Origin of the sequence: Flavobacterium sp. TSSA_36, from assembly GCF_051547165.1 — a bacterium.
GTDB lineage: Bacteria > Bacteroidota > Bacteroidia > Flavobacteriales > Flavobacteriaceae > Flavobacterium.
The window spans coordinates 1-15,650 of the sequence record NZ_JBPTTP010000006.1; the positions used below are offsets into that span (position 1 = coordinate 1).

The window sequence follows — 15,650 nt, forward strand, 5'->3', positions numbered from 1 at the left end:
TGTTAATGTAGCGTCTTCATCGACACTACCAGCATCGTTTACTGCTACTGGTAAATCGTTTACGGCATTTACGGTAATATTCTCATTTGCTGCAGCAGTTGCGCCTTCTCCATCATTGATTGCATATGGAAAACTAATTGATCCGTAGTAATCCAAACTTGGAGTAAAGGTAATTACTCCAGCAGCTGTTACATTCACTTTTCCGTTCGTTACCGAAATTTCTTGAGCAATCCCAGGTGTTAATAATGTTCCGTTAATTGAAGTAATCGATAAGGTATTTCCGTCTGCATCTGTATCTAAAGCTAATGGCAATAATGTTACTGTACCTTCTTCAGCAACTGTATAGTTGTCATCGACCGCTACTGGCGCTGAATTGGTGTATGATAAAACTGCCGATTCCGTAACCAATTCACAAACGTAATTTGTGTCGCTCGCAAATACCCTATAGCTATTATTTTTCATAGACAAGGTTACCCCTGTCAATTTTAAATTAGCTGTAGTAGCATCAGCATATACTCCACCATCAACAATATCAGTCCAATTCGTACCTCCATCTACGCTCTCTTGCCATCTGTAGGTTGCTGCGGATCCTCCAGAAACAGTCACAGAGAACATCACATTACCCCCTACTGTAGTTGTTTTGTTAGATGGATTGGTAAGTTTGAAGGGAACTATTACATTAGTATAAGAACCAGAATAAGGAGCTGCAACTGGGCCATTAACTTTTCCAGAGGCATCCACCGTTGGAGTACCCACTCCATAAACGCCTCCATCGCCTCCATCAGCAGTTTTAGAATTATAATACTCATTGGCATCAGAACAGCCATCATTATCAGAATCCAAATCTAATTGATTTATGATTCCATCTAAATCTGTATCGTATCTATCATCAATTCCATCTGAATTGGTATCTACAAAACCAACAGTTGAAGGATCTTGATAATTTGGTTTCTTATCTGCATCTGCATCCTCAAAAGGGTCGGGTAAACCTGCAAGCTCAACGGTATCTAAAATACCATCATTATCATCATCCAAATCGCAATTTTCTGGAACACTATCAGTATCGGTATTACCAACATAATTTGGATTTTCAACAGGAATGTACAAAGAAATACTACCTCCAGCTAATCCATCTTGAGAACCATTTCTTGAAGCATCATCATGCTGCCCTCCTGTACCACCAGATGCTTGCAAAGTAACATTTGAGGGTAATGAAGCCAATGAATACAACAAAGCACCACCACCACCACCACCACCTGGGCCGTGCTTCACAATTGTTCCAATATCTTGACCATCACCACCTTTAGCACTAACAACAAGTGATGTAGTGAACTTTGGTGTTTTTAATACCACAGTCCCACCTGCACCGCCACCACCACCGCCATCTGGATTCCCTTGAACGGTTACCGGAGTTGGTGATAAACCATCAGCAATAATTTTATATCCATTCCCAATTATTTCATTGGCAAAAACAATTACAATACCACCACCATCTGCTGCCGAAGAAGGATTACCTGTAGTCACAAAACCAGTACCCCCTGCACCTCCAAGAAACACTTTATCATTAGGAAGAAAGGAAGCTAAAGCAACACCTCCTATACCTCCTGCTGCTGCTGCAAATTCACACCAACGATTACCACCAGCTCCACCAGCTCCATAATTAGAACCACCACCACCACCAGAATCACCAGCAACACCAGCTCCTCCTCCATTTGCTCTAGGCGCACGGCCTCTCTCTGTGTTTATATCGTCAATAACGATACCGTCTCCTTTGGTAAAAGAGCTACCATTTGAAGAAGGCAATACAAATTGTGTATTTGGATTAATATTACAATTATTAAAAGTACTTGAAGCATTGGTTGACATTGTAATCCCTTCATAACCTTTACCAGCGACATTAATATCTGCATTAAATACTAATTTATCGGCACTAATAGCCAATACCCCTCCCGTTTTTGTTGCATCAGTCCAATCTTGCGCTGTTAATATCCCATCAATAGTTACTGTTCCAGTATATTTTGGAATCGTTACTACTTGCACTAGACCAGCTACATTGTAGCTTCGGATCAAGGGATAACGAGGTGTTAACACATTCCCCACAATACTTGCAATTTCAAAAAACTCGTAATTACCAGCATCATTTATAGCTGTTATACTTCCACCTGAAGCATTATTGGAAGTGTTAATCGTAGCCCCTTTCATTTGAATGATTAGAGCTTTGTCTCCAACAGTAAATTTTGACCCATCGGATACTGTAATTGTATGGGTACAATTTAAATCACAAGCATTACAAACTGGCAGATTTACCCCAGTAACTGAAGTATAAGAATTAACAATTCCTGAAATCTTTGTTTGTGCAAAAAAAGAAGTACTTGAAAAAAGCAGTAACACAAAAAGCAAAGAAAAAATTACTTTTTCTCTGAGCTTAAAAGTAGTTTTTGGCATAATTAGACGGTATAATTCTTAGTATTAATATTTTAACCAAAACCATAGTTTAAAATAAAAAGCAATAATTTTTTTAGCACTATTTATTGTGTTAAAATTTTAAAATATTTAATTGGAGGCGCGAAAGTAAATATTAATATTTTAAAATTGCTTTAAATATAGAATTATTAATCAAATACTTAATTTATATCGACATACTACGCTTTTAATCGATGAAATGCATTTTATTAGTTTTATAAAGCTAAAATATTTCATGTTAAATAATTACTTGTATATAGTATTAAACATATTAATTACTTCTAAAATTTTAACAAATAGTATCAAATAAAAAAGGGAAAAAATATTTTTTTTATTAGAAATATTCTGATCTAATAATATGATTTTAAAACAGAATAATTATCAAATAATTTGAAAAAAACTTGCTTTTGATATATTTTTAAATTTAAAAAACAGCAGGAATTTATATTACTTTTTAAAAACCAACTCCAATAACAAAACGATTTGAAATCTAGTTTACAATTTGTAAGGAATCCGCTAAAAGCTACCTTCCCATATAATAGACAAGTTTAAAAAAAACTTCAAAATATAAAAAAAAAAAAAAATGCATTGAAACGAATTTCAATGCATTTTGAAGGGAATACTATTCTCACATTTTTCTATACTCTTTACAGAAAAAGTAAAACTATATACTATCTAGAATAATTAGGAGCTTCTTTGGTAATGGTAACATTATGCGGATGACTTTCGTTAATTCCACTAGCGGTGATTCTAACGAAACGTCCTGTCTCTTTTAAAGTAGGAATATCTTTTGCTCCGCAATACCCCATACCAGCACGAAGTCCCCCAATAAATTGTTGCATGCTTTCGTTCAACTCTCCTTTGTAAGGTACACGTCCGACAATTCCTTCTGGAACTAATTTCTTAACATCGTCTTCTACATCTTGGAAATAACGATCTTTTGATCCTTCTTGCATGGCTTCAACAGAACCCATTCCTCTGTAAGATTTGAATTTTCTTCCTTCAAAAATAATAGTCTCACCTGGCGATTCTTTGGTACCTGCTAATAAAGAACCTAGCATCACACAATCCGCACCCGCTGCAATGGCTTTAGGGATATCTCCTGTATATCGAATTCCTCCATCGGCAATAACTGGTACACCAGAACCTTTGATCGCTGCAGCTACTTCAAGCACCGCAGAAAATTGTGGAAAACCAACACCAGCAACGATTCTAGTCGTACAAATTGATCCTGGACCAATACCAACTTTAACACCATCAGCACCATTTTCTACCAAATACTGAGCTGCTTCAGGTGTTGCAATATTACCAACAATAACATCAATTTGAGGAAATTTAGACTTTACTTCTTTTAATACATTAACCACACCTTGGGTATGACCGTGAGCAGTATCAATAATTATAGCGTCTACTCCTGCGTGAACTAAAGCTTCGGCTCTTTGCACTGCATCTCCAGTAACTCCAATAGCTGCAGCTACTCGTAAACGACCGTAAACATCTTTATTGGCAATTGGCTTTTGAGTCAACTTAGTGATGTCTCTAAAAGTAATTAGACCAACCAATTCGTATTTATCATTTACAACAGGTAATTTCTCGATTTTATGCCCTTGCAAAACCACTTCAGCTTGTTCTAAAGAAGTTCCTTCTGCAACAGTAATCAAATTATCTTTAGTCATTACTTCAACGATAGCTCTTGAAGTATTTTTCTCAAAACGCAAATCTCTGTTGGTAACAATTCCTTTTAGAATTTTATTTTCATCAACAATTGGAATACCTCCAATGCCGAATTCTTTCATCGCCATTTTAGCATCGGCAACCGTAGAAGTCAAAGGCAAAGTAACAGGGTCGATAATCATTCCTGACTCAGCTCTTTTCACTTTTTTTACTTTGGCTGCTTGCTGCGCAATAGTCATATTTTTATGCAACACTCCAATCCCTCCTTCTTGAGCCATAGCAATAGCCATAGCACTTTCAGTCACAGTATCCATAGCAGCGGATACAATAGGCACATTTAAAGTTATGTTTCTTGAAAATTTTGATTGGATACTCACTTCGCGAGGAAGAACGCTAGAGTAATTAGGAACTAATAATACATCATCGTAAGTTAAACCTTCACCGATAATCTTGGAATTGTGTGCTTTCATGGTGCAATTTCTAGTTGAATTGCGTGCAAATATAGACAATCTTAAGCAAAAAAACACATAAATTTTACATTAATTGACTAAATTTCAGGAATTGGAACATTTGCCACTATTTACTCAACAGACAAAAATCCAATAGAAACTTCAATAATTATGTCTGAATCCAATACTTACACAATTCAAGGGCTTTCTTCAGAAGAAGTAATTGCCTCTAGAACAAAAAACGGGGCCAATTCAACCGAACATCAACAAAAAAACAACTTTTTGCACTCGCTCTTCGAATTGATAAAAGAGCCTATGTTCTTATTATTACTAACAGCTTCCAGTGTTTATTTCATAACTGCGGATTACAATAATGGCATTTTTATGCTTTTGGCTATTATTTTGGTCGTATCCATTTCCTTGTACCAAGAATCGAAAAGTAGAAATGCCATCGAAGCCTTATCTAAATTAACACAACCCAAAAGCAAAGTCATTCGGAATGGAATTGTTGTTGAGATTCCGAGTGAAGAAATTGTTTTGGGTGACTTTATACAAACAGAAGAAGGAACTTTTGTTCCCGCAGACGGAATTATCATCCAATCCAATGACTTTTCGGTTAATGAATCCATAGTAACTGGCGAATCTTTATCGGTTTCAAAGAATGAACAATCCGAAAACAAACAAGTGTATCAAGGAACTATAGTCGCAAGCGGACTAGCTATTTGCCAAGTTACCGCCATTGGAAGTCAAACACAATTAGGTAAAATTGGAAAAAGTCTAGACAACATCGTCGAAGAAAAAACGCCATTACAAATTCAAATTAGCAATTTTGTTACTTACATTTCTTTGATTGGTTTGGTTGCTTTTATCATTGTCTGGGGAATCAATTATTGGAATTCAAAGCTAATTTTAGACAGTCTGCTTAAAGCATTAACACTCGCCATGAGTATCATCCCAGAAGAAATTCCGGTAGCTTTTACTACTTTTATGGCACTTGGTGCTTGGCGATTACTACGAATGGGTATTATTGTAAAACAGACTAAAACAGTAGAAACTTTAGGGAGCGCCACCGTTATTTGTACCGATAAAACTGGCACCATCACCGAAAACAAAATGAGTCTTGCCGAATGGTTTACTCTTGATGCTACAACGGTTACAGCAAGCCATACCAATTTAAACCCTAAAGAACAAGAACTTATCAAGGCTGCAATGTGGGCAAGTGAGCCCATCCCTTTTGATGCTATGGAAATAGCGTTGCATGAAGCCTACACAAACTCCACAGCAACAGACGAGCGTCCTTTCTATAAAATGATTCACGAATATCCTTTGAGTGGAAAACCACCCATGATGACACATTTATTCGAAAACAAAGAAGGAGTACGAATTATTGCAGCCAAGGGAGCTCCAGAAGCCATTATTGCCTGTTCTAAACTATTGGAATCTGAAAAAGAAAAAATCAACACAGCTTTTCTTGCTATGACAAAAAAGGGATTTCGTGTGTTGGGCGTTGGGACTGCTGATTTTAACGGAACCAATTTTCCTAAAACACAACAAGAATTTGAACTAAATTTCAAAGGGCTGGTTGCTTTTTATGACCCTCCAAAAAAGAATATAAAAGCTGTTTTAGAAACTTTTTATAAAGCTGGAATTACCCTAAAAATAATTACAGGCGACAATGCCGAAACCACCGCAACAATTGCTCAACAAATTCGTTTTAAAAACCCTGAAAAAATACTCAATGGAGACGAACTAATGCAAATGAGTCCTGCTACATTGAAAGAAAAAGTAATGGAAACTACTATTTTTACCAGAATGTTTCCAGAGGCAAAACTCAAAATCATTCAAGCGCTAAAAGACAATAATCAAATTGTAGCTATGACTGGTGATGGCGTAAACGATGGGCCTGCGCTAAAATCAGCGCATATCGGAATTGCTATGGGCAAAAAAGGAACAGAAATTGCCAAACAAGCCGCGAATTTAATTTTGGTTGACGATGATTTTTCAAAAATGACAGACGCCATTGCCATGGGAAGAAAAATCTATATGAATCTCAAAAAAGCCATTCGCTACATCATCTCTATCCATATTCCCATTATTTTAATTGTGATTATTCCGTTAGCTTTAGGTTGGATGTATCCCAATATTTTTTCGCCGGTTCACATTATCTTCTTAGAAATGATTATGGGCCCCACCTGCTCTATCATTTATGAAAATGAGCCCATGGAAGACAACCTCATGACACAACAACCAAGACCGCTGAGCACTACTTTTTTCAGTTGGAAAGAAATCACCATTAGCCTAATTCAAGGACTTTGGATTACCGTAGGATTGTTGTTTATTTACCAATTTGCTGTAATCAATCAATATAGCGAAAATAGTACCCGAACTATGGTATTTTTGACCTTAATTTTCTCGAATGTGTTCTTGACACTAGCCAATCGCTCCTTTTATTATTCGGTTTTAACCACTTGGAAATACAAGAATAATCTGGTAGTACTAATTATTGGCATCACACTTTTCATTACGGCTTTACTGCTTTTTATTCAACCATTATCTAAATTTTTCTTATTCGAAAAAATCACTTTACTTCAAATAGGATGGTGTACTCTAGTGGCTGCAATTGCCGTCTTTTGGATTGAAATTTATAAATTCTTCAAAAGAAGAAAGAGCTAAAAAGTTTAAATTTCAAGAATAAAAAATTCCAAATTCCAACTATAACTTTGGAATTTGGGATTTACTATTTAGGATTCAGGATTTGGGATTCAGGATTTGGGATTCAGGATTTAGTATTTGGGATTCAGGATTTGGGATTAAGTATTTGGGATTTAGTATTTGGGATTTGAATTATCTAGTATTCTCCCTCTTTTTTCTCAGCAAAAATCAGATTAAGTCCTAGTTGAAAAGAGGCACTTTGCGCCTTGGCAACATCTCTAAGTTCTAATAAATTATCAGCCATCAAATAAAAATTGACAGGCCCTATTTGTGTTGACAAACCTAAACCAATATTCTTACTCGAAAAAGAATCAACGGTATACGTGGCTTTAGCTTCTAAACCAGTAAAAATTTTCTTTCTATAAAAAGCCGTCAACGCCATCATTGGAAGTCTTGGTGTAGACATCGCAAAATATTGCAATCCGACAGAATTATTAAATTTCGTTGTTCCATCATTAGCTTTACAATTACAACTTTCATCTTCGGTTTGCCCGAAAGAATATTGATAAGAAGCATTCAATTTTACTGGTCTCCAAGACGTATAACTTCCTTTAAGTGTATCTCTAGGAAAAGCATCTTCAAATTCTTGCGACACATTATTACCCCCTGTTCCTGTAAAAAAATCAGGAAGAATTCCTTCATATTTATAAATTCCTCTAGCGCGATAACTCTCCGTTTCTTTAGTATGACGAATAAAACCTACATCCAGGATACTAGCTGTAATTTGGATATTCTTTTTCGGATAGTAGGTCAAACCCGCATCAAAACCCAAACCTAAATTCCCTCCTAAAAAGGCTCTTTTTTTAATGTCTTTAGCCACATCCGAATCATCTCCTTTATCATCATATTTAGCGATTCCAGAAGTATTCAAAAGCATGTCAGCCGAGATTACTTGGTCATAAATAGTGGTATTGCCTGTAGAAGGAATCGTGTAAAGATATCCTGAATTTTTAGTGGAACGCGCATCAAAAATGCTCGAATAAATTTTACCTCTAACTCCCCAAATAAGCTTCTCATTTTGTTTTTTATTGTACCCTAAATGAAAAACACTTACCATTTCGGCACGAGCATTGAAGTCACTCAAATTAAAATATTTTCCTAAATAGTTTTGATTGCCATCTAATGCTAAAATGGCGAAATCTTTAGGAACATAGCTCAAAACATCCGTTTCTTCATACATTCCAAAAGAGATATATGCGGTATGATTCCAATCGCCGACTTTAAATCCGCCTTGAAAAATTTCTAATTGTTGATTTACATTTACTTTGTCATTCCTTGAAGTCGAAAAAATCACCTTTCGCAATTTGGTATTAAAATCTACGCCATCAGCTGCAAATAAATCATAGACAGAAAAACCAGTAGACCCTACATTTGCAGAAAAACCTGACAATAAAGGCACTCCCGCATACCATTTATAAGTTACATCAGCTCCTGGATTCAAGGATAACGATTGAGGTATTGCAGTAAAATTATACAACACAGCTTTATTTTGAGCGAAAAACAGGTTACCTACTAGAAGAAGCACCATTAGAGTAATTTTTCTCATTTAATATCAAAAAAGGCGGTTAGATTAGAACGTAATTTCAAATTTCCTACACTACTAGCGTTCAACGGCGGCCCTGACAATAGTGTAATTACAAAGGCAATTTTCTTGGATTGTTTCAAAGCATCGAGGTTCGCTCCTTGATAAACCACTGTTTTTGTAACTATATTTGAACTCCCAATGTAGGCCGGAATATCCATTCTAATGGAAGTTACAGGCGCATTGGCATCATCCAAAAAGAAAAGTTGTAGTTCGAAGGCTCGGTTGATTGTATTATCGACTTCAAAAAACAAATCCGTTTGAATTAGATTTTTTTTAAAAAAAGTATCATTAAAAACTCCTAGTTCTGGAGTATCAATACTCACAGTTTGTTCTATACCATTATTTACAAACTGCTTTGCTGCCACGTCAAAACTTGCCAAATTACCTATAACAACAGGTCGTAGTTCAATATCATTAGCTTGGTCAAAATCAAGATCACTACTACAAGACCCTGAAATAAATAATAAAAACCAACTGAGAAAAATGGGGGCTATTTTCATCCTTTTAAATTTCATATTTTATACTAAACGAATAGTTACTAATTTTTAGTATCAGTTACTTAATGAAACGCCCCAAATAATTTGGAAGCTTCATTATAAGCACTTTCAAAACTCATTGCGCTCAAATTAGTATTTTCTTTTGCTGCGGTAAAATAAGAGAGTAGTTTTTCGGTAGGCATATTTCCTGTCAATCGATCAGTAGCCATAGGACAACCGCCAAAACCCTGAATCGCTCCGTCAAATCGTCGACACCCGGCATGATAAGCTGCATCTACTTTTTCAAACCATTTATCTGGAGTAGTATGCAAATGAGCGCCAAATTCAATTTCCGGGTACTTCGGAATCAAATTAGAAAACAAATGCGTGATGACCTCGGGGGTTGAACTTCCTACTGTATCAGATAACGAAAGGATTTTTACTCCCATTTGCGCCAATTGTTCCGTCCATTCACTCACAATTTCTTCGTTCCAAGGATCTCCATAAGGATTTCCAAAGCCCATAGAAAGATAAGCGATTACTTCTTTGTTAGTCGCCTCTGCTATGGCAAGAATTTCTTCTAATGTCACTAATGATTCGGCTATTGTTTTGTGGGTATTTCGCATCTGAAAGTTTTCAGATATAGAAAAAGGAAAACCTAAGTATTGAATCGGTTGATGTGATGCAGCATCTTTTGCTCCTTGTACATTGGCAATAATGGCCAGTAATTTACTTTCGGTTTTTGTCAAATCCAATTGCTCTAAAACCTCGGCCGTATCTTGCATTTGAGGAATTGCCTTTGGAGACACAAAACTCCCAAAATCGATACTATCAAAACCTACTCGCAACAAAGATTGAATATATGAAACCTTTCTAGCTGTCGGAATAAATGCTTTTATTCCTTGCATCGCATCACGAGGACATTCGATAATTTTTATTGGCTCCATAGCTTCAAAGATAAAAAAAGGAATTAAAGTACAAAGCCGAAAAGTAAGAAAGTGATTAGCAATTAGTCCTTAGTATTCGCTAATATTTAAGTACAGACAAAAAACGCAACAGATACTGTTGTTTTTACCTGAAAACCACTATTCCTTTTGCTTCAAAATCGCTTTATTAATCGCTTTGATCAAAGCGGGACCTTCATAAATAAATCCAGTGTACAACTGAATCAAACTCGCTCCTGCGGCCAATTTTTCAAGAGCATCGTCCGGAGTATGAATCCCTCCCACTCCAATAATTGGGAAAGCATGGTTACTTTTTTGCGATAAAAATCGAATCACTTCCGTAGATCTCTTAGTCAAAGGTTTTCCAGATAAACCACCTGCTTCCGATTTAGCTTCAGATACTAAACCTTCTCTCGAAAGCGTAGTGTTGGTGGCAATCAAACCTGCAATTTTAGTTTCGGCCATGATCTCAATAATATCTAAAAGCTGATCGTCCGTCAAATCGGGAGCTATTTTTAGCAAAATAGGTTTTGGTTTTGCTTTGGCTACATTCTTGGTTTGTAACGTTTGGAGTAATTGTGTCAATGGCTCTTTATCTTGTAAAGCACGTAAATTCGGAGTATTAGGCGAACTCACATTTACCACAAAATAATCCACATAATCAAAAAGGGCTTCAAAACAAATTTCGTAATCCGCAGTAGCTTCTTCATTGGGAGTCAGTTTGTTTTTACCAATATTCCCTCCGATAAGCACCTCAGTATTCGATTTTAAACGCTCTACCGCTTCTAAAACTCCGCCGTTATTAAATCCCATTCGGTTTATAATGGCTTCATCTGAAATTAATCTAAAAATTCTTTTTTTAGGATTTCCGTCTTGCCCTTTTGGGGTTAAAGTTCCTATTTCGATGAATCCAAATCCAAAGTTGGAAAATTCTTTATATAAACGAGCTTCTTTGTCAAATCCTGCTGCTAATCCTACTGGATTTTTAAATTTTAACCCAAAAACCTCTCGTTCCAAACGTGGATCTTCAACACAATATAACATTCTAAAAATAGCCGAAAAACCTGGAATTTTAGAAATAAATTTGATAAAAGCAAAAGTAAAATGATGTACTTTTTCAGGATCGAAACAAAAAAACAAAGGGCGAATAAATAGTTTATACATATTTGTAGTAAATCTTATTGTGTTGAAACGCAAAAATAAAGAATTGATTTTAGAAAGCATAAAAAACAAGCAATTATACACCAAATGAAAATTTAAAAAGCAACACGAAATATGTACCTTTGTTCAAAAATTAAATACCATGCAACACCTAATTGATCGTTTTATAGGTTATGTAACTATAGATACTGAATCAGACCCAAACTCTGAAACTACACCTAGCAGTGCAAAACAATGGGATTTAGCCCATAAATTAGTAGAAGAACTAAAGCAAATTGGCCTCCAAGAAGTAACTATTGATGACAAAGCCTACATCATGGCAACGTTACCTAGTAATATTGACGAAAAAGTTCCCACCATTGGTTTCATTGCTCATTTTGATACTACTCCAGATTTCACAGGAGCCAACGTAAAACCTCAAATTGTACCCAATTACGACGGAAAAGATATCGTGCTCAACGAAGCACAAAACATCGTTCTATCTCCCAAATATTTCAAAGATTTATTGCAATACAAAGGACAAACTTTAATCACCACCGACGGTACCACCTTATTAGGTGCCGATGATAAAGCGGGAATCACCGAAATTGTAACCGCAATGGAATTTCTAATCAATAATCCAGAAATTCCGCACGGTACCATCAAAATTGGATTTACCCCAGATGAAGAAATTGGTAGAGGAGCGCATCATTTTGATGTGGCAAAATTTGGTGCCGATTGGGCTTACACTATGGACGGCAGCCAAATTGGTGAATTAGAATATGAAAATTTCAATGCTGCTGGAGCTAAAATCACTTTCAAAGGAAAAAGTGTACATCCAGGATATGCCAAAGGAAAAATGATCAATTCAATGCTAATTGCTAATGATTTTATTAGTGATTTACCCAAAGGCGAAACGCCTCAAGAAACCAAAGGCTATGAAGGTTTTTATCACGTACATCATTTGAAAGGAAGTATCGAAGAAACCATTTTAGAGTTAATCATTCGAGATCATTCGAAGACTAAATTCGAGAAAATGAAAGAGCGTCTTGAGAAAATGGTCAAAAAAATCAACAAGAAGTTTGCCAAACAATTTGGAGAACCAATTGCCATTGCCGAAATCAAGGACCAATATTACAATATGAAAGAAAAAGTACTTCCCGTAAAACACATTGTGGATATCGCGGAAGAAGCTATGAAACAAGTTGGAATAAAACCCATCATTAAACCAATTCGTGGCGGTACTGATGGCTGTCAATTATCATACAAAGGATTGCCTTGTCCCAATATTTTTGCGGGTGGTCATAATTTTCATGGAAAATATGAATATGTTCCTGTAGAAAGCATGCAAAAAGCGGTAGAAGTAATTGTGAAAATTGCAGAATTGACTGCCAAAGAAGATTTCGACTCTCCTAAAGAAAAGTCTAAATCCAAAAAAAGTAATACTTAATTAATCCCCACAAAAAAATCCCAAATTCCATAGAGTATCTTGGAATTTGGGATTTTATATATAGAAAAAAAATACTATTTCTTAGTCAAAGCAGCACTCATTTCCATTGAAATGGCAGAACGTTCCATTTTCAATTTACCAGACATGGTTTCGATGATTACAGTAGTTGCTGCTAACTCGGCTATTTTTCCGTGCAAACCACTTTTAGTCACAATTTTATCACCCACTTTTAAAGCGCTTTCAAATTCTTTTTCATTTTTAGCACGTTTTTGTTGTGGTCTAATCATGAAGAAATAAATCACCACAAACATTAATAAAAACGGCAAAAACTGTTGCAATTGTTCCATAATAAAAATCTTAATTTGTTATTTATTGTTTTTTTTTTATTCTATACTGCCAATCCTATCAATTACAGCAATCCTCTTCCTACTTTTAGTAATTTCTTACTTTCTGTCAATTCTTTTACCAGATTATCTAAAATTCCATTAATAAAAATACTACTTTTAGGAGTAGAATATTCTTTAGCAATTTCTAAATATTCATTTAAGGTTACTTTAACTGGAATGGATGGAAATTTCAAAAATTCGCAAATAGCCATTTTCAAGATGATAGTATCGATTTCTGCGATACGATCACTATCCCAATTAGGTGTTTTATCTTCATAAGATCTCGCAAGTTCTTTTTCGTTTAAAACCGTTTTTCGAAACAAATCACGAGCAAAATCTCTATCTTCAATATCTTTGAATAATTTTGGCACTCTAAAATTATCCTCTTCAATAGGCTTCAAAGCTTTTAACTGTTTCAAAATTTGCGTATTCACCATTGGAATATCATCGATCCAAGTTAATTTATCATCTTCAAGATATTCATACAACTTCTCGTTCGGAACGATAACTTCTTCAAAAAGTGCGGCAATAAAATCTCTATCTTCTTCAAACGTATTGATGGTATTACTCATGTATTTGGCATACAATTTACTAGCCTTAATAGCATTCAACAAAATGATAATATAATCATCATTCAAAGTCCAATTGTTGATTTTACGATTTTCTAAGGCAATACTCAATGAATTGTTTTCAGCCAAAATCTGAAAAACAGCATTTTTAATAAATTTTTCATTGGGATTACGTTCTTGAGCTGTAGCAAGATGCTTCTTACTTGAGAGATGTAGAAAAACCTCTTCTTTTTTACAAACTTCCATCAAAGAAGAAACCATTGTTAAGTATAAATCTAATATACTATCAATGCTGTAAAAAAGAAATTTCTCCTCTTTTTCTAGATTATCTGAGCCATTTTGATGGATTGCATAAATGGATTGCATGACTTTAACGCGAATGTGTCTTCTGTTTACCACCGTGTAAGAACTTTAAAAATTAGCTGGCAAAATTAATGATTTCATCCTTTAAAATAAAATTTGGGCCGTTATTTATTTAATAAATAAAAAAGTGCTCTAATTACCGAAAGATTTAAAAAATCATTCGTTTAATCAGAACACTTTAATAGGAATAAAATTTTTATTTGCTATTAGCAAGTTTTCTTTCAGCAATACGACGTTGCGCAATAGTCAAAGCCGCTTGATGCGTTGTTATTTTATTAGCTAAAGCAAAATTGAAAATTTCCAAAGTGGTATTATAGATATTTTCAGTTTTCGCCATGATTTCAGCTTTACCATAATGCGCTAACTCAGCATACACATTAATAATTCCTCCCGCATTGATCAAAAAATCAGGTGCATACAAAATGCCTCTTTCTTGCAAAATTGCACCGTGAATAACTTCGTTAGCTAATTGATTATTAGCGGCACCTGCGATAATTTTGGCTTGAATTTTATGAATCGTGGCATCATTGATAGTAGCTCCCATTGCACAAGGCGCATAAATATCAACCTCAGCCGCATATACATCAGAACCTGTAAAAACAGTAGCATTGTATTTCTTAGCCACTTCATACAAGCGCTCTTCATTAATATCTGCAATAGTCACTAAAGCACCTTCTTTAGTTAAGTATTCTACCAAAGCTTCCCCCACATGACCGATACCTTGTACCAAAACTTTTTTACCCGTCAACACGTCTGAACCAAATTGTTGCTTGGCAGCCGCTTTCATTCCCATATACACTCCAAAAGCAGTAACAGGAGATGGGTTTCCTGCCCCCCCGCGTTCTTCAGAAATGCCGGTAACATAGGGTGTGACATCTCGAACGATATCCATATCTGCTGTTTCCATTCCAACATCTTCTGCTGTGATATATCTTCCACTTAATGAATGTACAAATTCACCAAACTTTCGCATTAACTCCGGCGTTTTTTGTGTTTTGGCATCACCAATAATTACCGCTTTTCCTCCTCCAATATTCAAGCCTGTAATTGCAGATTTAAAAGTCATGCCGCGAGACAAACGCAAAACATCATTTAAAGCCTCCCATTCATTAGCATAATTAAACATTCTAGTTCCTCCCAAAGCCGGCCCCATAACTGAATTATGAATACCAATTATTGCTTTTAAACCTGTATCTTTGTCATTGCAAAATACAATTTGTTCATGGTCATCAAAGGAAATTTGTCCAAAAACAGGATCCATTTTTTGAAACTCCTTGTCTGTTGCTAGTATTGCATCCATAAGTGTGGTGTTGTTTTATATTTTATAAATATGATAAAATTTCGATTCAAAAATATAAAATTTTTACACATAACCTAATTTTGAATGTATATTTTAATAATACCATAATTACCAACCTTATTTAGCGCCTTTTGAAATA

Annotated in this window: 11 protein-coding genes; 2 read left to right on the forward strand and 9 right to left on the reverse strand. The window is 35.4% G+C overall.

What is annotated here, in order from left to right; all coding sequences use genetic code 11:
- On the reverse strand, positions 1–2,445 hold a 2,445-nt coding region (locus ACSVH7_RS11770), incomplete at its 3' end, for a cadherin-like domain-containing protein (protein ID WP_438066893.1).
- Between the two features lie 689 nt (positions 2,446–3,134).
- Complete coding sequence (gene guaB / locus ACSVH7_RS11775; RefSeq protein ID WP_438066894.1) at positions 3,135–4,607, reverse strand: IMP dehydrogenase; 1,473 nt, start codon at positions 4,605–4,607, stop codon at positions 3,135–3,137.
- Between the two features lie 150 nt (positions 4,608–4,757).
- Between guaB and ACSVH7_RS11780 the strand changes: the two genes are divergently transcribed.
- A complete protein-coding gene (locus tag ACSVH7_RS11780; RefSeq protein ID WP_438066895.1) occupies positions 4,758–7,259 on the forward strand; it encodes a cation-translocating P-type ATPase in 2,502 nt (833 codons plus the stop codon).
- Positions 7,260–7,434: 175 nt separating this feature from the next.
- Here the strand turns inward: ACSVH7_RS11780 and ACSVH7_RS11785 are convergent, their stop codons facing one another.
- The 4 genes from ACSVH7_RS11785 to ACSVH7_RS11800 form a co-directional block, all read right to left on the reverse strand.
- Positions 7,435–8,826 carry a DUF5723 family protein gene (locus tag ACSVH7_RS11785; protein ID WP_438066896.1) on the reverse strand — a complete coding sequence of 464 codons (1,392 nt, stop codon included), beginning with the start codon at positions 8,824–8,826 and terminating at the stop codon, positions 7,435–7,437.
- 14 nt (positions 8,827–8,840) lie between these two features.
- Entirely contained in the window at positions 8,841–9,383 is a 543-nt protein-coding gene (locus ACSVH7_RS11790; RefSeq protein ID WP_438066897.1) for a hypothetical protein, read from the reverse strand.
- 59 nt (positions 9,384–9,442) lie between these two features.
- Complete coding sequence (locus ACSVH7_RS11795; protein WP_438066898.1) at positions 9,443–10,306, reverse strand: hydroxymethylglutaryl-CoA lyase; 864 nt, start codon at positions 10,304–10,306, stop codon at positions 9,443–9,445.
- A gap of 138 nt (positions 10,307–10,444) precedes the next feature.
- Positions 10,445–11,467 carry a quinone-dependent dihydroorotate dehydrogenase gene (locus ACSVH7_RS11800; RefSeq protein WP_438066899.1) on the reverse strand — a complete coding sequence of 341 codons (1,023 nt, stop codon included), beginning with the start codon at positions 11,465–11,467 and terminating at the stop codon, positions 10,445–10,447.
- Positions 11,468–11,606: 139 nt separating this feature from the next.
- On the opposite strand from ACSVH7_RS11800, the gene pepT reads away from it, so the two are divergent.
- Positions 11,607–12,893 carry a peptidase T gene (gene pepT, locus ACSVH7_RS11805; RefSeq protein ID WP_438066900.1) on the forward strand — a complete coding sequence of 429 codons (1,287 nt, stop codon included), beginning with the start codon at positions 11,607–11,609 and terminating at the stop codon, positions 12,891–12,893.
- 74 nt (positions 12,894–12,967) lie between these two features.
- Here the strand turns inward: pepT and yajC are convergent, their stop codons facing one another.
- From yajC to ACSVH7_RS11820, 3 genes are all read right to left on the reverse strand, one after another.
- Positions 12,968–13,240 carry a preprotein translocase subunit YajC gene (gene yajC, locus ACSVH7_RS11810; protein ID WP_438066901.1) on the reverse strand — a complete coding sequence of 91 codons (273 nt, stop codon included), beginning with the start codon at positions 13,238–13,240 and terminating at the stop codon, positions 12,968–12,970.
- 62 nt (positions 13,241–13,302) lie between these two features.
- On the reverse strand, positions 13,303–14,214 hold the full coding sequence (gene nusB / locus ACSVH7_RS11815; protein ID WP_438066902.1) for a transcription antitermination factor NusB: 912 nt from the start codon (positions 14,212–14,214) through the stop codon (positions 13,303–13,305).
- Between the two features lie 193 nt (positions 14,215–14,407).
- On the reverse strand, positions 14,408–15,511 hold the full coding sequence (locus tag ACSVH7_RS11820; protein WP_438066903.1) for a Glu/Leu/Phe/Val family dehydrogenase: 1,104 nt from the start codon (positions 15,509–15,511) through the stop codon (positions 14,408–14,410).
- Positions 15,512–15,650: the final 139 nt, after the last annotated feature.

Excerpts from the sequence above, each read along its gene's own strand:
- ACSVH7_RS11820 (WP_438066903.1), bottom strand. The coding sequence starts at position 15,511 with ATGGATGCAATACTAGCAACAGACAAGGAGTTTCAAAAAATGGATCCT.
- ACSVH7_RS11780 (WP_438066895.1), top strand. The coding sequence starts at position 4,758 with ATGTCTGAATCCAATACTTACACAATTCAAGGGCTTTCTTCAGAAGAA.
- ACSVH7_RS11800 (WP_438066899.1), bottom strand. The coding sequence starts at position 11,467 with ATGTATAAACTATTTATTCGCCCTTTGTTTTTTTGTTTCGATCCTGAA.
- guaB (WP_438066894.1), bottom strand. The coding sequence starts at position 4,607 with ATGAAAGCACACAATTCCAAGATTATCGGTGAAGGTTTAACTTACGAT.
- ACSVH7_RS11785 (WP_438066896.1), bottom strand. The coding sequence starts at position 8,826 with ATGGTGCTTCTTCTAGTAGGTAACCTGTTTTTCGCTCAAAATAAAGCT.
- pepT (WP_438066900.1), top strand. The coding sequence starts at position 11,607 with ATGCAACACCTAATTGATCGTTTTATAGGTTATGTAACTATAGATACT.
- nusB (WP_438066902.1), bottom strand. The coding sequence starts at position 14,214 with ATGCAATCCATTTATGCAATCCATCAAAATGGCTCAGATAATCTAGAA.
- ACSVH7_RS11795 (WP_438066898.1), bottom strand. The coding sequence starts at position 10,306 with ATGGAGCCAATAAAAATTATCGAATGTCCTCGTGATGCGATGCAAGGA.
- ACSVH7_RS11790 (WP_438066897.1), bottom strand. The coding sequence starts at position 9,383 with ATGAAAATAGCCCCCATTTTTCTCAGTTGGTTTTTATTATTTATTTCA.
- yajC (WP_438066901.1), bottom strand. The coding sequence starts at position 13,240 with ATGGAACAATTGCAACAGTTTTTGCCGTTTTTATTAATGTTTGTGGTG.